This is a genomic window from Novosphingobium pentaromativorans US6-1 (assembly GCF_000767465.1).
GTDB lineage: Bacteria > Pseudomonadota > Alphaproteobacteria > Sphingomonadales > Sphingomonadaceae > Novosphingobium > Novosphingobium pentaromativorans.
In genome coordinates, this window is the sequence record NZ_CP009291.1 from 2,298,483 (window position 1) to 2,319,410 (window position 20,928).

The window sequence follows — 20,928 nt, forward strand, 5'->3', positions numbered from 1 at the left end:
GCCAGCATAGGCCGCCCGGGTTAAGTTTCGGTACCCGCCTCGCGCTTCAGGTCATAGAGCACCTCCAGCGCATCGCGCGGGCTCATGGCATCCACGTCCATGTCGCGCAGCTTGTCCCGCAGGGTGTCGCACTGCTCCTCGCGGTGGTCCTGCGCTGCGGCGAAAAGCGGCAGTTCGCCAAGGCCCGCCGCCAGCCCGCCGGTCTCAGCCCGCCCCTTTTCCAGCTTCTCGAGAACCGACTTGGCACGGCTGATGACCTTGGGCGGCACCCCGGCCAGGCGCGCCACGGCAAGGCCATAGCTGCGGTCGGCAGGGCCGTCGGCCAGTTCATGGAGCAGCACGAGGTCGCCCTTCCATTCGCGCGCCCGGACATGGTGCAGCGAAAGCGCCTCGCAGGTCTCCGCCAGCCGCGCGAGTTCGTGATAGTGCGTCGCGAACAGGCAGCGGCAGCGGTTGGTCTCGTGCACCGCTTCGGCCACGGCCCAGGCCAGCGCAAGCCCGTCGTACGTGGACGTCCCGCGCCCGACCTCATCGAGGATCACGAAGCTGCGGTCGGTTGCCTGCGCGAGGATCGCGGCAGTCTCGACCATCTCGACCATGAAGGTCGAACGCCCGCGCGCGAGGTTGTCCGAGGCGCCGACACGGCTGAACAGGCGATCGACCTTGCCGATCCGGGCCGCTGCGGCGGGGACGAAGCCGCCCGCCTGCGCCAGCAGGACGATCAGCGCGTTCTGCCGCAGGAACGTCGACTTACCGCCCATGTTGGGGCCGCCGATCAGCCAGAGACGGTCATGCGTACCCAGCCGACAGTCGTTCGCCACGAAGCGTTCGCCCTGCACCGCCAGCGCCGCCTCGACCACCGGATGGCGGCCGCCCTCGATCTCGAGGCAGGTCGCGTCGACCACTTCCGGGCGGGTCCAGCCGCCCTCCGCGGCGCGTTCGGCCTGTCCCGCCGCAACGTCGATGCGGGCAAGCGCAGCCGCTGTCTTCGCGATCTGGTGGCGAGAAGCGACGGCCCCGGCGACCAGTTCCTCGAAATGCGCTTCCTCGGCGGCAAACGCGTGGGCGCCTGCCTCGGTGATGCGGCTCGCCTCCTCGTGCAGCGCCAGCGCATTGAAGCGCATTGCCCCGGCCATTGTCTGGCGGTGCGAGAAGCCGCTGTCCGCCTCCATCAGCTTGTCGGCATGGCGCGAGGGCACTTCGATGAAGTAGCCCAGCACGTTGTTGTGCTTGATCTTGAGCGCGGCGACGCCGGTTTCGTCACGGTACTTCGCTTCGAGCGCGGCGATCGCTCGCCGGGCATTGCCCGATGTCACACGCAGTTCGTCGAGCGCGGCGTCATATCCCTCGGCGATGTAGCCGCCCTGCCCGCGTTCGGTCGGCGGCGAGGCGACGAGCGCACGGGCGAAATGGTCGACCAGTTCCCCATGGCCGCCAAGATCGGGCAGCAGGCGTTCGAGCAGGCCGGGAAGCGCATCGCGTTCACCGAGCCTAGCGCCGATCTCGCGGGCGCCTGACAGACCGTCGCGCAGCTGGCCGAGGTCGCGCGGGCTGCCGCGCCCTGCGACAACCCGCCCGAGCGCGCGTCCGACATCGGGAAGCGCTCGCAAGGCGGAACGCAGGTCTTCGCGCAGCAAGGCATCGTCATGCAGCCATTCGACCAGTTCGAGCCGCTCGGCGATGGCATTGCGATCGGTCAGCGGGGCGGACAGGTCATCGGCAAGCTGGCGCGCGCCGGCACCGGTAACGCAGCGGTCGACGGCATCGATCAGGCTGCCCTTGCGCCCGCCTTGCGAGGACTCGAGGATCTCCAGGCTCGCCCGCGTTGCCTCGTCCATCGCCAGCGCGGCTTCGCCCGAGCGCGCCTCGGGCGGCAAAAGTAGCGGGAGCGCGCCGCGCCCGACATGATCGAGGTAGGCGATGAGCCCGCCTGCCGCGGCCAGCATGGGCCGCGTGAAGCTGCCGAAGCCGTCGAGCGTGGCGACGCCGTGGATTGCCTTTAGCCGCTCTTCCCCGCCTTCCGAGGAGAACTCATGCCCCGAGCGAGCGATAGTTTCGTCGGGCGCCAGTTCCCAACCCTCGGGCACTACCAGTTCGCTCGCGCCCAGCCGCGCCAGTGCGGCGCCGAGGCGCTCGGCCGCGCATTCTTCCAGTTCCATCCGCCCGGTGGAGATGTCGCAGGCGGCAATGCCCACCGTGCCGCGCACTTCGCAGGCAGCTGCCAGCACGTTTGCGCGGCGCGGTTCGAGCAGGGCTTCCTCGGTCAGGGTACCGGCGGTGACGAAGCGGACGATGTCGCGCGCCACCAGCGCCTTGGACCCGCCGCGTTTCTTGGCTTGGGCGGGAGTCTCGGTCTGCTCGGCGATGGCGACGCGGCAACCGGCCTTGATCAGGCGGGCAAGGTAGCTCTCGGCCGAATGGACCGGCACGCCGCACATCGGGATCGGCGCGCCCTGATGCTCACCGCGCGTGGTCAGCGCGATGTCGAGAATTTGCGATGCCCTCTTGGCATCTTCGAAGAAGAGTTCGAAGAAGTCTCCCATGCGGTAGAAAAGCAGGCAGTCGCCCGCTTCTTCCCGCAGGGCGAGGTACTGGGCCATCATCGGGGTTGCGCCGGAAGTCATGCGCGTCAGCGTTAGCGCCACGCTTCGGTGCTTGTGAAGCGCAGGCAGCGATGCTTTCCCCTATCGCGTGACGGGAACATCCGTTAGGGGTCCGGGCGAGAGCTGGAGGTGCGCGTTGTCGGATAAAAGCAGGGTTCAATTCACCGAGCGCGAGGCGCTCTTCTATCACCAGACGATCCGCCCGGGTAAGATCGAGATCATCGCCTCGAAGCCGATGGCGACACAGCGCGACCTGAGCCTCGCCTATTCTCCCGGCGTTGCCGTGCCGGTGCAGGCCATCGCCGACGATCCGGCAACCGCTTACGACTATACCGCGAAGGGCAACCTGGTTGCCGTCATCTCCAACGGCACCGCAATCCTGGGCATGGGCAACCTGGGCGCGCTGGCATCGAAGCCGGTGATGGAAGGCAAGGCCGTCCTGTTCAAGCGCTTCGCCGACGTCGATTCCATCGACATCGAGCTGAACAGCGAAGATCCCGATGCGCTGATCGAAGCCATTGCGATGATGGAGCCGAGCTTCGGCGGCATCAACCTGGAAGACATCAAGGCACCCGAGTGCTTCCTGATCGAGCAGGCCCTGCGCGAGCGCATGAACATCCCGGTCATGCACGACGACCAGCACGGCACAGCAATCATCGCCGCTGCCGGCCTGATCAACGCCTGCCACCTGACCGGCCGCAAGCTGGACGAGATCCGCGTCGTGGTGAACGGCGCCGGCGCTTCGGCGCTGGCCTGCACCTCGCTGATCAAGTCGATGGGCGTACGGCATGAAAACGTGCTGGTCTGCGATACGCGCGGCGTGATCTATCCGGGCCGCGAACGGGTGGACCAGTTCAAGTCAGCCCATGCCGTGATGACCGAAAAGCGCACCCTGGCCGAAGCCATCGTCGGCGCCGACGTGTTCCTTGGCCTGTCGGCCAAGGGTGCGGTCACGCAGGACATGATCAAGACCATGGCCGATCAGCCGATCATCTTCGCCATGGCCAACCCGGACCCGGAAATCACCCCGCCCGAAGTCAAGGCGGTGCGTCCCGACGCGATCGTCGCGACCGGGCGTTCGGACTATCCGAACCAGGTCAACAACGTGCTGGGCTTCCCGTTCATCTTCCGCGGCGCGCTCGACGTCCACGCGACGGCGATCAACGAGGAAATGAAGATCGCCGCCGCCCGCGCCATTGCCGAACTGGCCCGCGAGCAGGTGCCCGAGGAAGTGGCGGCAGCCTATGGCGAATCGCAGCAATTCGGCCTCGAGTACATCATCCCTGCGCCGTTCGACCCGCGCCTGATGGAAGTCGTCCCCTCGGCGGTCGCCAAGGCGGCAATGGAATCGGGCGTTGCGCGACGCCACATCGCCGATTTCGACGCCTATCGCCAGGAACTGAAGGGTCGCCTCAACCCGACCACTTCGGTGCTCAGCCAGGTCTATGCGCAGGTCAAGGCGAACCCCAAGCGCATGATCTTTGCCGAAGGCGAGAACGAGGTCGTGCTGCGCGCCGCAATCCAGTATCGCGATTTCGGCTACGGCGAACCGATCCTGGTCGGCCGCACCCAGCACGTTCTCGACAAGATGGCCGAACTCGGCGTCGCCGATCCGGAAAGCTACCAGATCGAGAACTCGATGGTCTCGCAGCATGTCGCGCCGATGGTCGAGATGCTTTACGAGCGCCTCAAGCGCCGCGGCTTCCTGCAGCGCGACGTCCAGCGCATGGTCAATACCGACCGCAACATCTTCTCGGCCTGCCTGCTCAAGCTGGGCATCGGCGACGCGATGATCACCGGCATGACCCGGCCCTTCGCGCAGTCGATGAAGGACGTCCAACGCGTTCTCGACACCGCCGAAGACAAACTGCCGTTCGGCATCCACATGATGGTCGGCAAGAACCAGACCCTGTTCCTGGCCGACACGACCATCAACGAGCGCCCGAACGCCGAGGAACTGGCCGTCATCGCCAAGGAAACCGCGGCGGTCGCCCGACGCCTCGGTCATGAACCGCGCGTCGCCTTCCTCAGCTATTCGACCTTCGGGAACCCCGCCGGTCGCTGGCTCGACACGATCCGCGATGCCGTCCACATCCTCGACGAGGAGCAACCCGGCTTCGAGTACGACGGCGACATGGCGCCCGATGCCGCGCTCAACCCCAAGATCATGGCGCTCTATCCGTTCTGCCGCCTTACCGCGCCGGCGAACGTACTGGTCATGCCCGGGCTGCAGTCGGCCAACATCTCGGCCAAGCTGCTGCGCGAGATCGGCGGGACGACAGCCGTGGGCCCGATGCTGCTGGGCATGGAAATGCCCGTCCAGATCGTGCCGATGACTGCCATTGCCCCCGATGTGCTGACATCGGCAGTACTGGCCGCAGCCGGAATCATCGGCTGATCCAGCCGGCTCGAGCCGGACATGAAAAGGCCCCGCTGGCGATTGCCTTCGGGGCCTTTTTCATTTCGGGGCGCTATCCGCCAATCGCCAAACGTGCCTACTTGCGGCGGTAGCGAAAGTACCAGACTTCGTGGCCGTAAACGGTGCGGGCCTTGGCTTCGTAACGGGTTTCGGGCCAGCCGCCGGGGCGCTTCTGGAAATCGCCGGGCTTGTCGCAAAGCCATTCGAATTGCTCGGTATGGCGCTGCATGACCATCAGGGCATGGCGCAGGTAAACGGCATGATCGGTGCCGAAGCGGAACTCACCGCCCGGCTTGAGCTTGGCCGCGAACATGTCGACCGGGCCGTCATTCATCATCCGGCGCTTTGCGTGACGGGCCTTGGGCCAGGGATCGGGATGCAGCAGGTAAAGGAAGGACAGCGTCCCGTCGGGAATGCGCGAGAGTACCTCCAGCGCATCGCCATGATGGATGCGCACGTTCGCGATCGGCGGGTGCGCACCATTGTCGCCGCTGACGTGCAGCAGCGCCTGGGCGACGCCGTTGAGGAACGGTTCGGCACCGATGAAACCGTGGTTCGGCAGCATCTCGGCGCGATTCGCCATGTGCTCGCCGCCCCCGAAGCCGATCTCGAAATGGAGCGGGCAGTCTTCCCCGAACAAGCGCTGGGCCGTGACCGGCCCTTCGTCGGGAACTGCAATCTGCGGCAGCAGGTTATCGACCAGGGCCTGTTGACCGGCGCGCAGGGGCTTGCCCTTGGCGCGGCCATAGAGGCGGTTGAGAGTCGTGGGATCGCCGGATTTGTAAGCCGTCATGGCGCGCGCCACTGGCAGGCAAGTGCGCCGCGGTCAATGGAGGCGATCATCGCGCCATTTGCGCATGAAGCTCCGGCAATGACCGAAAACGCCATTGCAACGCAGCGCAATGCGCTGTTCTAGGTCGAAAACCGCCAAGGACACTCGCCTCCGATGCTGCCCACGATATTCCTGCTGCTCGCCTGCCAGCTCCTGGGCGAGACTTTCCACCGCCTGACCGGGCTTGCGCTGCCCGGCTCGGTGATCGGCATGATCCTGCTCTTCGCCTGGCTGGCCCTGGTCCCCCGCGAGCGTCCGACGCTGACGATTGTGACCGGCTGGCTGACTGCGCATCTGGCCGTGATGTTCGTTCCCGCCGCGGTCGGGCTGGTCAACGAGGGCGAAGCGCTCAAGGCGGACGGCGTCGGTCTTGTCGTGGCAACGGCAATCTCCACCTTCTTGACCATGGCGGTAACGGCGCTGGTCTTCCGCTGGGCACTGAACCGCTTCGGCCCCCTCGACACCGTCGAAACCGAATCGGATAGCCCTGCATGACCGGCCTGCTGGCGACATCGCTGTTCTGGCTTGCCGTGACGCTGGGCGTCTTCGAAGCGGCGGACACGGTCTCGAAGCGATCCGGGCGACGTCCGTTGCTGCACCCGGTCCTGTGGTCGACCCCAGTGCTGATCGGGTTGCTGCTGTGGACCGGCACGCCTTACGAGACCTACCAGCAGGCGACTTTCCCGATCAGCTTCCTGCTCGGCCCTGCGGTCGTCGGTCTTGCCGTTCCGGTCTGGGCGCAGCGCGCGCGCATACGCCGGCTGGCCGTGCCGATCGTCCTTGCCCTCGGCGCGGGCGCGATCACTTCCATCGTCAGCGCCGTGGGAGTCCTCTCCCTTTTCGGCGCGCCGAGCGAGATCCTGGCCTCGATCGCCCCGCGCGCGACCACCACGCCGGTTGCGATGGCCATAGCCGGACAACTGGGCGGCGTTCCGGCACTGGCCGCCGTGATCGTGCTGTTCGCGGGCGTGATCGGCGCGATGTTCGCCACGCCGCTGCTCAACCTGCTCAATGTCCGCGATTACCGTGCGCGCGGATTTGCCGTCGGCGTTGCAGCCCATGGCATCGGCGCGGCGCGGGCCTTCCAGGTCGATTCGACCGCTGGCGCGATGGCCAGCCTCGGCATGGCCCTCAACGCGGCAACGACGGCGGCGCTGCTCTCGATCCTCGTGCTGCTGGTCTGAGCGGAGTCGCCCCGCGTCAGCCGCGGCGCAGGGCCGCAGCCCGCCGGGCAGCGACACGCGACTTGCGCTTCTTCCACCAGACATAGACCCCGGTCACGCACAGCCCGGCTGTCGCCAGTCCGGAAAGGAAGATCAGCAGGATCGTGACATTGCCGCCCACCCGGCCGCTGTGCAGCGGGTAGAGCAGGCGATAGCCCGCGAGCGAACGGTTGCCGTGATAGGGGTCGTAAGTCTCGACCACGGCATGGCTGGCGCGGTCGAAGTAATAGTAGATCGGGCCGAGGCGATGGTAATTGACGGTGCCGTCGTCGGTCATCGTCACGCCGATCGTGCCCTCTTCCGGATTTGCGAGGACACTGGCGGGCTGCCAGTCGATCCCTTCGCGCACCGCATGGGCGCGCGCGGTAGCAACGGCCCCGGCAAAGTCGAGCGGCGCGTTCTTCGGCTCACCTGCGGGGGCAACATGTTCGTCGTCGCCGAAAGCTGCCTCGATCATCGGCGCATAGGCTTCATCGAAGAAATTGAGCGCCACAGACGTCAGCGCAAGTGCTGTCAGCGGGACGAAGAGCCAGAGCGCGCTGGCCTTGTGCCAATCGAGCATGAACTTGGCGAACATCGAACGGAAGCTGACTTTCCAGCTACGCTTCCAGCCCTTCCAGAACGGGCGCTTGAGCGGGAAAGTCAGGTAGAAGCCGATGCCGTGCCCGATCAGCCAGAGTACCGCAACCGTTCCCATTATCCAGCGCCCCCAGGTGCCGGCCATGAGATGGGCGTGCAGTTCCAGGACCTGTTCCATCGCCCCGCGCCGGTTCCACGCGGCTTTCGAGAACCGGGCCCCAGCGGGCTCTGCGCTGAAGCGATCGAGGAAGACCTGATCCACCGGCGGTCCGGAGAGGCCCGCGGCGCGATCGACATCGACCACGATCCGCCGCGTCTCCGCTACTGCTAGGGGAAAGCCGCGCACGACCCATTCCGGGTGGCGGGCTGCGAAGCGATCGACCAGTGGAGCCACGTCCGGCGCGGGCTTCCCCGCGGCGACGGCGGCGAGCGGCTGCGCGAAAAGGTCTGCGTTGATCCAGGCGTCGATGGGCCGCATGAAGCTGAGCACGCAGCCGGTCACCGCAGCAAGAAGCAGGAGCGGAATGGCCACAAGGCCAAGGTAGCGATGCAGCGTGATCCAGGGCGAACGCGGGACGGGTTTCAAGACGATCGGCTCTCGACTGCGGCGGGTTGCGATGGTCCCTTCATTGCCCACAATCTTACAACGCCAAAGGTCCAATTCGCGCGCCCGGACCGGGCCATCCTTACCCGGCGCATACGAAAACGGCCCACCCCGGGGGGCAGGCCGCTCGATTCATCATGAAGCGAAACGCTGGGATCAGGCCGCTTCGGCCTGCTCGTCCGGGTCGCGCAGCACGTAGCCGCGGCCCCAGACCGTCTCGATGTAATTGGCACCGCCGCAGGCGTGGCTGAGCTTCTTGCGCAGCTTGCAGATGAAGACGTCGATGATCTTCAGCTCGGGCTCGTCCATGCCGCCATAAAGGTGGTTGAGGAACATTTCCTTGGTCAGCGTCGTGCCCTTGCGCAGCGAAAGCAGCTCGAGCATCGCGTATTCCTTGCCGGTCAGGTGCACGCGGGCGCCATCGACCTCGACCGTCTTGGCGTCGAGATTGACAATCAGCTTGCCGGTACGGATGACCGACTGCGAATGGCCCTTAGAGCGGCGCACGACCGCGTGGATGCGGGCGATCAACTCTTCGCGGTGGAACGGCTTGGTCACATAGTCGTCCGCGCCGAAGCCGAACGAGCGGACCTTGGAGTCCATCTCGGAAATGCCGGAAAGGATCAGGACCGGCGTCTGCACCTTGGCGACGCGCAGCTTCTTGAGGACATCGTAGCCGTGCATGTCAGGCAGGTTCAGGTCCAGAAGAATGATGTCGTAATCGTAGAGCTTGCCCAGATCGAGGCCTTCTTCGCCGAGATCCGTCGAGTAAACATTGAAACCTTCCGCCGACAGCATGAGCTCGATGGCCCGGGCCGTGGTCGGTTCGTCCTCGATCAACAGCACTCGCATGAGGTAACCCCCTTTTTCCCCATAGTCCGCTTACGCTAACCCTGCATAAACGGACATTGCCGTGAATTAACCATATGAGCAATGAAGGTTAAAGGTAAATTTGCCGTTAATGCAAAATCGGGATTCCTTCTGAAATCACGCGATTTGTCGCAAACGCTCCCAATTACCCCCTTTGGAATTCCTCAAAAGGGTTAGGAATCGCTCAGGCCGGTTGCATCCTGCGCGGGACCTTGCGGCGCGATTCGCCCTGCCCGGCCTTCGCCGGATGGCCAACGCGCCTGAGGTAGCTCCAGAAACCGCATTGCAGGCCGACCAGCATGAGGATGAAGGGCTGGAAGGCGATGCCCACGAACAGCGATCCAATCATGTAGACCACATGCGCGAGCTGCAAAGCGTTGGCGAGCGGCGCCACCCAGGCCTCGTCCGGCCCGGTACGTCCTTTCCAGCGCCGCCGGATCATTTCCATCTGGAGAATGCCCAGGCCCTGGATCAGCAGCCACAGGAACAGACCCGGGAAGCCCTGCTCGCCCAGCATCTCGAAATAGCTGGAATGGAAGGCGCGGCCCTTCTCGACCACCTTCTGCCGCTCGACCACGACATTGCTGCCGTCCGATTCGCGGGCGACGGTGTCGTATTCGACCTCGCTCGACAGGTAGACCTCGAAGCCGCCGCCCAAGGGGTGCTCCCTGGCATAGCCCCAGGTCCACTTCCACACGCCGAGGCGAGTGCTGGCAGACTGGTCGGACTGGTGGTTCTCGATCGTGCTCATGCGCGCGAGGAAGGATTGCGGCAGGAACGGCACGGCGGCGAACAGCGCGAAGGCCATGCCCCCGGCGATCAGCACCCGGTGCTTCGCAGTGCGCAAGGAGAGCGCGCAGAGCACGCCAAGGCACATCAGGCCGGTGCGTGCCTGGGTGCCGACCGGGATCAGCGCGCAGGCGAAGATAAGAGCGCAAGCGAAGGTCCAGACCCGCCAGTCTGAAGGGAAGATCGTGCCGTGGCGGGCCAGCCAGATGATCACGGGGATGATCGAGATCGCCACGCAGGACAGGATCGAGCCTTCGAACAGGCCCGAATTGTTGTCGACGAAGATCCGCAGCGTGCCGTAACCGCCGCCGCCCATCACCGTCTTGATGCCGCCGTCGATGATCAGGGCACTGGCCGCCAGGACCATGACCAGTGCGACCGCCTCGATCCGCAAGCGGGTGCGCAAGGTAAGCGGGAGGAAGATCGCAAAGACCAGCGCCTTCCACACCCAGGCCCATTTCTCCAGCGCTTCTGCCGGATAGTCGGCAGTCAGCGTTGTCATCGCACAGTATGCCAGCAGCATGGCCAGCAGCGCCTGGCGGAAGGTGAAGCGCGAATCGCGCTTGTCGTCGAGCAGCAACCATCCGCCGAAGGCCGCAGCGAAGGTAATCAGCGAGACCGGGACGCTTGAGAGGATGCCCCAGGAAATGACCTGCGGCGAAACGATGTCGACGTAGAGATAGCAAAGCACCCACAGGAACGGACGCTTGAAGCCCATGACCAGGAAGCAGGCGAGGAATGCCGTCAGGCCAAGGTCAAGCATCCGGCTGTGCGCCTTCGCCCTGCGTCGGCACACGCATCTTGCGCCTTTGCGCGGGCCGGGCCTTGCGCCCGCCCCCTGCATCCCCGCGCCCCTCGTCGTCGAGATCGACGCGTGCCAGCAGGCGCAGCGCGGCAAGCGCGAGCAGTCCGTGAGACAGGGCAAGGGCGAAGATATCGACCATGCCTTGGGCGATACCAGCCGCGGGTTGACGGCGCGTTAAGCCTTACAAGCTAGGGATTTGCAGGTCATGACACGCATCCTCCACGTCCTCGACCATTCGCTGCCCATGCAAAGCGGCTACACCTTCCGCACCCGGGCGGTCCTCAAGGCGCAGGCCGCGATGGGCTACGAAGTGCGCGGCGTGACCGGACTGCGGCACACGGCCGAAGGGCCCGTCGCCGAGGAAGCCGATGGCCTGCTCTTCCATCGCACGGCCGGTGCGGCAAGCGGCCCTGCTGGCCTGCGCGAATGGCGCGAGATTGCGATCTTCGCGAAAGGCATCGAAAAGGTCGTGCGCGAATGGCGGCCCGACGTCATCCATGCCCATTCCCCGGCGCTGTGCGGCCAGGCGGCCCTGCGCGTCGCCCGCCGCCACGACATTCCGCTGGTCTACGAAATTCGCGCGTTCTGGGAAGACGCCGCGGTCGGCAACGGCACCGGCAGCGAAGGCTCACTCAAGTACCGGCTGACCCGCAAGCTGGAGAGCCACGTCGTCTCGCGCGCCGATGCCGTGGTGACGATCTGCGAAGGCCTCAAGGCCGATCTTGTCGGGCGCGGCACGGCGCCGGAGCGAATCACCGTCATGCCCAATGGCGTCGATCTCACCCTCTTCGGCGAGCCCGCAAGCCGCGACCCCGAACTGGCCCGCAGCCTGGGTTTCGAGGTCGGCGGCGCGCCCTGCCCGGTGATCGGGTTCATCGGCAGCTTCTACGACTACGAGGGCATCGACGTGCTGATCGAGGCCATGGCCCATCTCGCCCAGCGGCGAAGCGACGCGCGCCTGCTGCTGGTCGGCGGCGGCCCCTGCGAGGCAGCCTTGCGCGCGCAGGCCGCAGCATCGCCCGCCGCAGAGGCGATTCGCTTCGTCGGCCGGGTCCCGCACCACGAGGTCGAACGCTATTACGCTCTTGCCGACATCATGGCTTACCCGCGCAAGCGCAGTCGGCTGACCGATCTCGTCACCCCGCTCAAGCCGCTCGAAGCGATGGCGCAGGGCAAGCTGGTCGCCGCCAGCGATGTCGGCGGGCACCGCGAACTGGTCACGCATGGCCGCACGGGAACCCTGTTCACGCCGGACGATCCATTGGCCTGTGCGAACGCGCTTGCCGGGCTGCTGGAGGATCGCGCGCACTGGCCTGCCTACCGTAAGGCCGGCCGCGACCATGTCGAATCCCGGCACGATTGGGCCGTGAACGCGGCTCGTTATCAAGACGTTTACCAAATGCTGGCACTCCTGAAGCCTGAAAACAGGGGCACTGTCGCTGCATGACACTGCCTCGCGCAATTTGAGAACGGGATGGAAAACGTGGCCCAAGACACACGCAGGAAAGCCGGAGGAAAGCAGCCGATCAGCCGCCACCCGCTGTTTCCGGCCATCGTGGCCCTCTGGTTCGGCGCCCTCTTCGGTCTGGCCGGCATCGCCATCAAGCCGGCCATTGTCGAACAACTGGTCACGGCCACGCACATCGATTCGCTGGTCCCCATGGCGGCACCGCCGCTCGGCGCAACCGCGCGCATCCTGATCGCACTGGCCATGACCGGGCTTGGCGGTATCGTCGGTGCCGTAGTCGCCCGCCGCATCGCCCGTCCCGCTGCAGGCGCAGTCACTTCGCGCCGCCGCATGAATCCGGCGGCAGCTGAGCTCGCCACTCCTGCTTTTGTCGCCAACGAGATGCCTGCGCAGGCTGAAGCTGCACCCGCACCGGTCGAGGCCGCGGAAGTGCGCGAGACGGCTCATGCGGATATTGCCGAAGCCGCCGACCTCGAGCTGGAAGACTTCCAGGACGAAGTCGAGGCCGGAACTCAGGCCGCTTCCTTCGCGCCCACCGCATTCGAAGCGGATGAAATCGAGGTCGAGGACGCCGAACTCGCCGAGATCGAGGACGGCGACGCGTTCGACGTCGAAGCCCATGAGGCCGACGCCCTTGAAGCCGACGCCCTTGAAGCCGAAGCAGCAGAAATCGAGACCGCCGAATTCGAGGTCATCGAGGACGAAGAAGCGCCGTTCGCGGCCAAGGCCCCCGTCAGCAACCACCTGTTCGAGAGCTATTCGCGCGATCTTTCCGGCAGGCCGGCTGCACCGGTCGAACAGGAAGTGCGCCGCGAAGACCGCGCGATCCTCTCGATCGCCGATCTCGATGCCGAACCGGGCATCGACGCAGATCAGGCACCCGGCGCCCAGGCTCCGTTTTATCAGGCGCCCTACGACCGCTCGACGCCTTTTGCAGTGCTGACCAAAGCGATCATCGATTCCCTGGAAAAGCAGCCCGAAGCGCACGAAGAATACGAGCGGGACGAAGTGTCCGAGGCTCCTGCCGATCGCGCGCCGTCCCCGGGCGGACATAGCGCAGCGGACCGTATCGCCTCCGCCGATCTCGATTCGCTTTCGCACGTCGAACTGCTGGAACGCCTCGCCCTTGCCATGGCCAAGCGCCGCGAGGAGATCGCAGCGCAAAACGCGGCCGACCTCGTCGAAGCGCGAGAGACTTTTGCACCTGCCGCGACGCAAGCGGCTACCGTAACCCCGCTGGCCTTCAAGCCGCTCCAGTTCGAGCGCCCACAAGTCCAGCCGGCTCCGGTCGAGACCGTCACGTTCGGCGAGGCCCTGCCCGCCGAGCATGAAGAACCCGAAGCCGCACCGTTCGAACTGGCAGACGACTGCGTCGTCGAGGCCGGGATCGAGACGGCAGGATCCGAAGCGAGCGAATCCGAAGACGTCGATTTCGACGAAGCTGAATTCGACGTCGCTGCAGAGGCGAGCGAGGAAACTGCCGATCTCGTCGACTGGGAGCAGGTCGATCACAGGGGCTTCGAAGTCCCGGAAGCCGAAATCGAAACATCCCTTGCCGAGCTGGCGCAACCCCTTGAGGACGCCGAACCGGCCGCTGAACTCGAAGAAGAGATCGAAGCTCTCGCCCGGACCTGGGACGAGGAGCCTGTTGCAGCGCAGCAGGTCCCGGCAGCACTCCGCCCCGTGGGCATGGACTCCTTCGACGAGGACGAGGCCCTTCCCGGATACATTCCGCCGCGCCACATCGGCGAACTGCTCAAGACCAAGCCCGCCGCGCCTTCCGCGCCGGTCATGCACTACGACGATGAGGGCGACGGCGAGTTCGCCGAGGATCATACGGAAGCACAATACGCGGACTACGCCGAGGCGGAGGATGAGCCGGAGGACGAGGAAGAAGTGATCGAGGAGGGCTATTCGTCGCTTCTCAACATCTCTCGCGCAGCACCGCGCCAGCCTTTCGTGCGCATCGACGAGCCGGAAACCGACGACGGCATCCAGCCGATGGTCGTCTTCCCCGGTGACGAACCCGCACAGGCGGCACGGCGCTTCGATGGCACGCAGGCTCCCGAGGCAGAGGAGCAGCCGTCCATGCCCAGCGAGTTCCAGGCCCGTCGCCCGTTCGACGCCCCCGGACGGCAGGACACGGACCAGACCGAACGCGCCCTGCGCGAGGCCCTGGCCACCCTGCAGCGCATGAGCGGCGCCGCCTGAACGGACGCGGACATTCTATCGCCACCGCGATCTGACGGGAATCGGGCCTTCCGGACCCGCGCTGCAATGGCGAATCGCTGAATCGCTAAGCCCCGCTCCGGTCCTGCCGGTGCGGGGCTTCGATAATAAAATGCACCTTTTTCCAGCATAGTCGGCACCATTACTGCGCCGAAATGTGCCTTCGCGGTTGCAAAACCGGCGTTCAATCGTCATGGGGATCGTGGGGTCACTATGCCGCGTGCTGGATAGTGCGCGATTCGCGCGCGCTGGTCGTGCGCGGCTGTGCAGGCCCCGGCAAAATGACAGGATGGATTAATATCGATGGGATTTCCTAAGCCCCAGGGCCTTTACGATGCGCGCAACGAACACGACTCCTGCGGTGTGGGCTTCGTCGCCCATATTAAAGGACAGAAAAGCCACGCAATCATTACCCAGGCGCTTGAAATCCTGAAAAACATCGACCACCGCGGCGCGGTGGGCGCGGATCCGCTTCTTGGCGACGGCGCGGGCATTCTGACCCAGCTGCCCGACCAGATGTTCCGCAAGTGGGCCAAGGGCGCGGGCGTCGAACTGCCTGAAGCCGGCAACTATGCCGTTGCCATGTGCTTCCTCCCGCAGGACGAGGCCTCGCGCGATTTCGTCGTCTCCACCTTCGAGAAGTTCATCAAGAAGGAAGGCCAGACCCTCATCGGCTGGCGCGACGTTCCGGTCGCTCTGGACGGCCTCGGCAAGACGGTCATCGAATCGATGCCGGTGATCCGCCAGTGCTTTGTCGGCCGCGGCGAGAACTGCGCCGACCAGGACGCCTTCGAACGCAAGCTCCTCGCGATCCGCAAGCAGACCCAGAACCCGCTCGCGGCCCTCGCCGAAAAGCATGGCCTGCCCGGCCTGACCGAGCTCTACATGCCGAGCTTCTCGAGCCGCACGATCGTCTACAAGGGCCTGCTGCTCGCCACCCAGGTCGGCTCGTTCTACGACGACCTGCGCGATCCGGACTTCGTCTCCGCGCTCGGCCTCGTGCACCAGCGCTTCTCGACCAACACCTTCCCGAGCTGGAAGCTGGCACACCCGTTCCGCTTCATGGCGCACAACGGCGAGATCAACACGGTTCGCGGCAACGTGAACTGGATGAACGCGCGCCGCCGCACCATGGAATCCGAGCTGCTCGGCGCCGACCTCGACAAGATGTGGCCGCTGATCCCGCACGGCCAGTCGGACACCGCCTGCCTCGACAACGCCTTCGAACTGCTGCTCGCCGGCGGTTACTCGCTCAGCCACGCGATGATGATGCTCATCCCCGAGGCATGGGCCGGCAATCCGCTGATGGACGGCGAACGCCGCGCGTTCTACGAATATCACGCCGCGCTGATGGAGCCCTGGGACGGCCCCGCCGCCGTCGCCTTCACCGATGGCCGCCAGATCGGCGCCACGCTCGACCGTAACGGCCTGCGCCCGGCGCGCTTCCTGGTCACCGACGACGACCTGTGCGTCATGGCCTCGGAAAGCGGCGTTCTTCCGATCAAGGAAGACAACATCGTCCGCAAGTGGCGTCTCCAGCCCGGCAAGATGCTCCTCATCGACTTCGAAGAGGGCCGCATCATCGAGGACGAGGAGATCAAGACCCAGCTGGCCAACGAAGAGCCCTACCAGAAGTGGCTCGACCAGGCGCAGTACATGCTCAAGGACCTCGACGTGATCGAGGAAGAGCTGGACCCGCTGCCGGCCCCGAACACCACGCTGCTCGATCGCCAGCAGTCCTTCGGCTACACCCAGGAAGACACCAGCCGCTTCCTCGAGCCGATGGCCGTCAATGCCGACGATCCGATCGGTTCGATGGGCACCGACACGCCGATTCCGGTGCTGTCGAACAAGTCGCGCCTGCTCTACGACTACTTCAAGCAAAACTTCGCGCAGGTCACCAACCCGCCGATCGACCCGATCCGCGAGGAACTGGTGATGAGCCTGGTCTCCATGATCGGCCCGCGCCCGAACCTGCTCGGTCATGACGCCGGCACGCACAAGCGCCTGGAAGTCAGCCAGCCGATCCTCACCGACGTGGACATCGCCAAGATCCGCTCGGTCGAGGCCGCGCTGGACGGCGCCTTCCGCACCGCCACCATCGACATGACCTGGGATGCCGAAACCGGCGCCGAAGGTCTCGAAATGGCGATCAAGGAAATGTGCTGGGCCGCCACCGAAGCCGTGCTGGCGGACAAGAACATCCTGATCCTGTCCGACCGCGCCCAGGGCCCCGACCGCATTCCGATGCCGGCCCTGCTGGCGACGGCTGCCGTGCACCATCACCTCGTCCGCCAGGGCCTGCGCATGCAGACCGGCCTGGTCGTCGAGACCGGTGAAGCGCGCGAAGTGCACCACTTCTGCGTCCTCGCCGGCTACGGTGCCGAGGCGATCAACCCCTACGTCGCGTTCGAGACGATCGAGGACATCCGCGTTCGCAAGAACCTGCCGGTTTCCGCCGAGGACGCACGCAAGAACTACATCAAGGCCATTGGCAAGGGCATCCGCAAGGTCATGTCCAAGATGGGCATCTCGACCTACCAGTCGTACTGCGGCGCGCAGATCTTCGACGCCGTCGGCCTGTCGACCGAATTCGTCGAGAAGTACTTCACCGGCACTGCCACCACCATCGAGGGCGCGGGCCTGCTCGAAATCGCGGAAGAGGCGGTGCGCCGTCACGCCGCGGCCTTCGGCGAAAACCCGATCTACGCCAACATGCTCGACGTCGGCGGCATCTACGGTTCGCGCATCCGCGGCGAGGAACACGCCTGGACCTCGACCAACATCGGCTCGCTCCAGCATGCCGTGCGCGGCAACGTGCCCGAAAAGTACAAGGAATTCGCGCAGAGCATCAACGACCAGTCGACCCGGATGCTCACCATCCGCGGCCTGATGGAGTTCGTGCCCGCCGAAACCCCGATCTCGATCGACGAGGTCGAACCGGCCAGCGAGATCGTCAAGCGTTTCGCCACCGGCGCGATGAGCTACGGCTCGATCTCGTGGGAGGCGCACACCACGCTGGCGCTCGCCATGAACCGCATCGGCGCGAAGTCGAACACCGGTGAAGGCGGCGAAGATCCCAAGCGCTTCAAGCCCCTGCCCAACGGCGACACCATGCGTTCGTCGATCAAGCAGGTCGCATCGGGCCGCTTCGGCGTCACCACCGAGTATCTCGTCAACGCCGACGACATCCAGATCAAGATGGCCCAGGGCGCCAAGCCCGGCGAGGGTGGCCAGCTGCCCGGCCACAAGGTCGACAAGGTCATCGGCAAGACCCGTCACTCGACCCCGGGCGTCGGCCTCATCTCGCCGCCGCCGCACCACGACATCTACTCGATCGAAGACCTCGCGCAGCTCATTCACGATCTCAAGAACGTGAACCCGACCTCGCGCGTTTCGGTCAAGCTGGTGTCCGAAGTGGGCGTCGGCACGGTCGCCGCGGGCGTGTCCAAGGCGCGCGCGGACCACGTGACGATCTCGGGCTACGAAGGCGGCACCGGCGCTTCGCCGCTGACGTCTCTCACCCATGCGGGTTCGCCTTGGGAAATCGGCCTTGCCGAAACCCAGCAGACCCTGCTGCTCAACAACCTGCGCAGCCGCATTGCGGTGCAGGCCGACGGCGGCCTGCGCACCGGCCGTGACGTAGCCGTCGCCGCCCTGCTCGGCGCCGACGAGTTCGGCTTCGCCACCGCGCCGCTGATCGCGGCCGGCTGCATCATGATGCGCAAGTGCCACCTCAACACCTGCCCGGTCGGCGTCGCCACCCAGGACCCCGTCCTGCGCGCCCGCTTCACCGGTCAGCCCGAGCATGTGGTCAACTACTTCTTCTTCGTCGCCGAAGAGCTGCGCGCGATCATGGCCGAACTGGGCTTCCGCACGGTTGCCGAGATGGTCGGCCGCGTCGACAGGCTCAACATGAAGAAGGCGATCTCGCACTGGAAGGCCAAGGGCGTCGACCTCAGCCGCATCCTCTACCAGGCCCCGCTGGGCGACAGCCCCTCGCTCAACTGGAGCGAAACGCAGGACCACGGTCTCGAGAACGCGCTGGACAACGCCCTCATCGAAGCGTCGGCCGATGCGCTCGAGAAGCGCGAAGCCGTGCGCATCGAGAAGCCGATCATCAACGTCAACCGCACGGTCGGCGCGATGCTCTCGGGCGAAGTGGCCAAGCGCTACGGCCATGAAGGCCTGCCCGACAACACGATCAACGTGAAGCTCACCGGCGTTGCCGGCCAGAGCTTCGGCGCCTGGCTTGCCCACGGCGTCACGCTCGACCTGACCGGCGATGCCAACGACTACGTCGGCAAGGGCCTGTCGGGCGGCCGCGTGATCGTGCGCCAGCCCACCCACGTCGATCGCGACCCGCTGAACAACATCATCGTCGGTAACACCGTGCTTTACGGCGCGATCTCCGGCGAGGCGTTCTTCAATGGCGTGGGCGGCGAGCGCTTCGCAGTCCGCAACTCGGGCGCGATCGCGGTCGTCGAAGGCTGCGGCGACCATGGCTGCGAGTACATGACCGGCGGCGTCGTGATGGTTCTCGGCAAGACCGGCCGCAACTTCGCGGCAGGCATGTCGGGTGGCATCGCCTACGTCTTCGACGAGGACGGCATGTTCGACAAGCTGTGCAACACGGCCATGGTCGACCTGGAGAAGATCTCTCCGGAAGCCGACGAGGAAGAAGGCACCGGCCGTCCGCAGCAGCGCACCAACGGCGTCAACGATCTCGGCATGGGCGACATGCTGCGCCACGATGCCGAACGCATCCGTGTCCTGCTTGAACGTCACCACCTGCACACCGGCTCGAAGCGGGCCCGTGCGCTACTCGACGACTGGGCCAACACGCTTGGCAAGTTCGTCAAGGTGATGCCGCGCGACTATGCACGCGCGCTCAAGCAACTCGAGGCCGAGCGGCAGGAAGCCGCTTCGGTTGCCGCGGAATAATTCACGAGGATATTGCGAAAAATGGGTAAGGAAACCGGCTTCCTCGAGCTCGACCGTCAGGATCGCACTTACGGCGATGCTTCGGAGCGACTGAAGAACTACAAGGAATTCGTCATTCCGCTTCCGGCGGAAACCCTCAAGGCACAAGCGTCGCGCTGCATGAACTGCGGCATCCCGCACTGCCATACGGGTTGCCCCGTCAACAACATCATCCCGGACTGGAACCACCTGGTCTACGAGGACGACTACCGCAATGCGCTGGAAGTCCTCCACTCGACCAACAACTTTCCGGAATTCACCGGCCGCATCTGCCCCGCTCCGTGCGAGGCGGCCTGCACGCTGAACATCGTCGACCAGCCGGTCACCATCAAGTCGATCGAATGCGCGATCGTCGACAAGGGCTGGGCCGAAGGCTGGATCACGCCGAAAATCCCGGCGAAGCGCACCGGCAAGTCGGTCGCCGTCGTCGGTTCGGGTCCGGCGGGCATGGCCTGCGCGCAGCAGCTTGCCCGCGCCGGCCACTCGGTCACCGTGTTCGAGAAGAACGACCGCGTCGGCGGGCTGATGCGTTACGGCATCCCCGACTTCAAGATGGAGAAGCACCTCATCAATCGCCGCGCGGCGCAGATGGAAGCCGAAGGCGTTGAGTTCAAGACTTCCGTCGAGGTGGGTGTCTCGGTCTCGGTAAACTCGCTCAAGGAAAACTACGACGCCGTCGTTTTCGCGGGCGGCGCCGAGGAAGCGCGCCGTCTCGACATTCCGGGTTCGGAACTACCGAGCGTGCGCCTGGCGATGGAATTCCTGACCCAGCAGAACAAGCGCAATGCCGGCGACGATGAACTGCGCGCCGCGCCGCGCGGCTCGCTGACCGCGACCGGCAAGCACGTCATCGTCATCGGCGGCGGTGACACCGGCTCCGACTGCGTCGGCACCTCGAACCGCCAGGGCGCCCTTTCGGTCACCCAGCTCGAGATCATGCCCAAGCCGCCGGTCCACGAGGACAAGGCCATGAGCTGGCCGAACTGGCCGCTCAAGCTGCGCACCTCCTCGAGCCATGAGGAAGGTTGCGAGCGCGACTGGGCCGTGCTGACCAAGCGCGTCATCGGCGACAACGACGTCAAGGCGCTCGAATGCGTCCGCGTCGAGTGGAAAGACGGCAAGATGCACGAGGTCGCGGGCAGCGAGTTCACGCTCCAGGCCGACCTCATCCTGCTGGCCATGGGCTTCACCGGCCCCCGCAAGGCCGGCATGCTGGACCAGGCCGCCGTCGAGCTCGACCCGCGCGGCAACGTCAAGGCCGACACCGAGAAGTACCAGACAAACGACGAAAAGATCTTCTCCTGCGGCGACATGCGCCGTGGCCAGTCGCTGGTGGTCTGGGCAATCCGCGAGGGCCGCCAGTGCGCCCGCTCGGTCGACGAAATGCTCATGGGCGTGAGCGAACTGCCGCGCTGAGCCGGACCGGGCCGAAATCACGAAAGGGGCGTGCCGCAAGGCGCGCCCCTTTTTCGTTGGCACGAGGGCCCTTCGCCGCGATTCGCGCTGACCTCACCCGGAAATCTC

At 65.5% G+C, this 20,928-nt stretch carries 13 protein-coding genes; 7 read left to right on the top strand and 6 right to left on the bottom strand.

The genetic code is table 11. From position 1 onward, the window contains the following. Positions 1–20 precede the first annotated feature (20 nt). Positions 21–2,624, bottom strand: coding sequence for a DNA mismatch repair protein MutS (gene mutS, locus JI59_RS10685; RefSeq protein ID WP_174888127.1), 2,604 nt, complete (start codon positions 2,622–2,624; stop codon positions 21–23). 115 nt (positions 2,625–2,739) lie between these two features. On the opposite strand from mutS, the gene JI59_RS10690 reads away from it, so the two are divergent. Next, the gene (locus JI59_RS10690; protein ID WP_007012719.1) at positions 2,740–5,001 is read left to right on the top strand and encodes an NADP-dependent malic enzyme; all 2,262 of its coding nucleotides are present in this window, start codon (positions 2,740–2,742) and stop codon (positions 4,999–5,001) included. A gap of 97 nt (positions 5,002–5,098) precedes the next feature. Here the strand turns inward: JI59_RS10690 and trmB are convergent, their stop codons facing one another. Further along, positions 5,099–5,815, bottom strand: a complete 717-nt coding sequence (trmB, locus tag JI59_RS10695) for a tRNA (guanine(46)-N(7))-methyltransferase TrmB (protein WP_038576011.1) — start codon at positions 5,813–5,815, stop codon at positions 5,099–5,101. 153 nt (positions 5,816–5,968) lie between these two features. Here trmB and JI59_RS10700 point away from each other — a divergent pair, with 153 nt between their 5' ends. Further along, positions 5,969–6,349: a CidA/LrgA family protein gene (locus tag JI59_RS10700; protein ID WP_007012717.1), complete on the top strand. Its 381-nt coding sequence runs from the start codon at positions 5,969–5,971 to the stop codon at positions 6,347–6,349. Then, positions 6,346–7,038 (top strand): LrgB family protein, encoded by a 693-nt coding sequence (locus tag JI59_RS10705; RefSeq protein WP_007012716.1) that lies wholly within the window; start codon positions 6,346–6,348, stop codon positions 7,036–7,038. The genes JI59_RS10700 and JI59_RS10705 overlap by 4 nt, the downstream gene beginning before the upstream one ends. A 16-nt stretch (positions 7,039–7,054) precedes the next feature. Here the strand turns inward: JI59_RS10705 and JI59_RS10710 are convergent, their stop codons facing one another. From JI59_RS10710 to JI59_RS10725, 4 genes are all read right to left on the bottom strand, one after another. Next, complete coding sequence (locus JI59_RS10710) at positions 7,055–8,242, bottom strand: PepSY-associated TM helix domain-containing protein (protein ID WP_238532503.1); 1,188 nt, start codon at positions 8,240–8,242, stop codon at positions 7,055–7,057. A gap of 174 nt (positions 8,243–8,416) precedes the next feature. After that, positions 8,417–9,112: a response regulator transcription factor CtrA gene (ctrA, locus tag JI59_RS10715; RefSeq protein ID WP_038576013.1), complete on the bottom strand. Its 696-nt coding sequence runs from the start codon at positions 9,110–9,112 to the stop codon at positions 8,417–8,419. Positions 9,113–9,314: 202 nt separating this feature from the next. Next, on the bottom strand, positions 9,315–10,682 hold the full coding sequence (locus JI59_RS10720) for a putative O-glycosylation ligase, exosortase A system-associated (RefSeq protein ID WP_007012713.1): 1,368 nt from the start codon (positions 10,680–10,682) through the stop codon (positions 9,315–9,317). Then, positions 10,675–10,863, bottom strand: a complete 189-nt coding sequence (locus JI59_RS10725; RefSeq protein ID WP_007012712.1) for a hypothetical protein — start codon at positions 10,861–10,863, stop codon at positions 10,675–10,677. Before JI59_RS10725 ends, JI59_RS10720 begins: the two co-directional genes overlap by 8 nt. 66 nt (positions 10,864–10,929) lie before the next feature. On the opposite strand from JI59_RS10725, the gene JI59_RS10730 reads away from it, so the two are divergent. The 4 genes from JI59_RS10730 to JI59_RS10745 all read left to right on the top strand — a co-directional run bounded on the left by JI59_RS10730 (position 10,930) and on the right by JI59_RS10745 (position 20,820). Further along, positions 10,930–12,171: a TIGR04063 family PEP-CTERM/XrtA system glycosyltransferase gene (locus JI59_RS10730; protein WP_038576016.1), complete on the top strand. Its 1,242-nt coding sequence runs from the start codon at positions 10,930–10,932 to the stop codon at positions 12,169–12,171. A 27-nt stretch (positions 12,172–12,198) separates the two neighbouring features. Further along, complete coding sequence (locus JI59_RS10735; protein WP_007012710.1) at positions 12,199–14,403, top strand: hypothetical protein; 2,205 nt, start codon at positions 12,199–12,201, stop codon at positions 14,401–14,403. 321 nt (positions 14,404–14,724) lie between these two features. Continuing rightward, positions 14,725–19,365 carry a glutamate synthase large subunit gene (gene gltB / locus JI59_RS10740; protein ID WP_038576018.1) on the top strand — a complete coding sequence of 1,547 codons (4,641 nt, stop codon included), beginning with the start codon at positions 14,725–14,727 and terminating at the stop codon, positions 19,363–19,365. A 21-nt stretch (positions 19,366–19,386) separates the two neighbouring features. Continuing rightward, entirely contained in the window at positions 19,387–20,820 is a 1,434-nt protein-coding gene (locus tag JI59_RS10745) for a glutamate synthase subunit beta (protein ID WP_007012707.1), read from the top strand. Positions 20,821–20,928: the final 108 nt, after the last annotated feature.

What these genes read in the sequence shown, in the direction of transcription:
- JI59_RS10725 (WP_007012712.1), bottom strand. Translation starts at nt 10,863, where the DNA reads ATGGTCGATATCTTCGCCCTTGCCCTGTCTCACGGACTGCTCGCGCTT.
- JI59_RS10730 (WP_038576016.1), top strand. Translation starts at nt 10,930, where the DNA reads ATGACACGCATCCTCCACGTCCTCGACCATTCGCTGCCCATGCAAAGC.
- gltB (WP_038576018.1), top strand. Translation starts at nt 14,725, where the DNA reads ATGGGATTTCCTAAGCCCCAGGGCCTTTACGATGCGCGCAACGAACAC.
- ctrA (WP_038576013.1), bottom strand. Translation starts at nt 9,112, where the DNA reads ATGCGAGTGCTGTTGATCGAGGACGAACCGACCACGGCCCGGGCCATC.
- JI59_RS10700 (WP_007012717.1), top strand. Translation starts at nt 5,969, where the DNA reads ATGCTGCCCACGATATTCCTGCTGCTCGCCTGCCAGCTCCTGGGCGAG.
- JI59_RS10735 (WP_007012710.1), top strand. Translation starts at nt 12,199, where the DNA reads ATGGAAAACGTGGCCCAAGACACACGCAGGAAAGCCGGAGGAAAGCAG.
- JI59_RS10745 (WP_007012707.1), top strand. Translation starts at nt 19,387, where the DNA reads ATGGGTAAGGAAACCGGCTTCCTCGAGCTCGACCGTCAGGATCGCACT.
- mutS (WP_174888127.1), bottom strand. Translation starts at nt 2,624, where the DNA reads ATGACTTCCGGCGCAACCCCGATGATGGCCCAGTACCTCGCCCTGCGG.
- trmB (WP_038576011.1), bottom strand. Translation starts at nt 5,815, where the DNA reads ATGACGGCTTACAAATCCGGCGATCCCACGACTCTCAACCGCCTCTAT.
- JI59_RS10705 (WP_007012716.1), top strand. Translation starts at nt 6,346, where the DNA reads ATGACCGGCCTGCTGGCGACATCGCTGTTCTGGCTTGCCGTGACGCTG.
- JI59_RS10720 (WP_007012713.1), bottom strand. Translation starts at nt 10,682, where the DNA reads ATGCTTGACCTTGGCCTGACGGCATTCCTCGCCTGCTTCCTGGTCATG.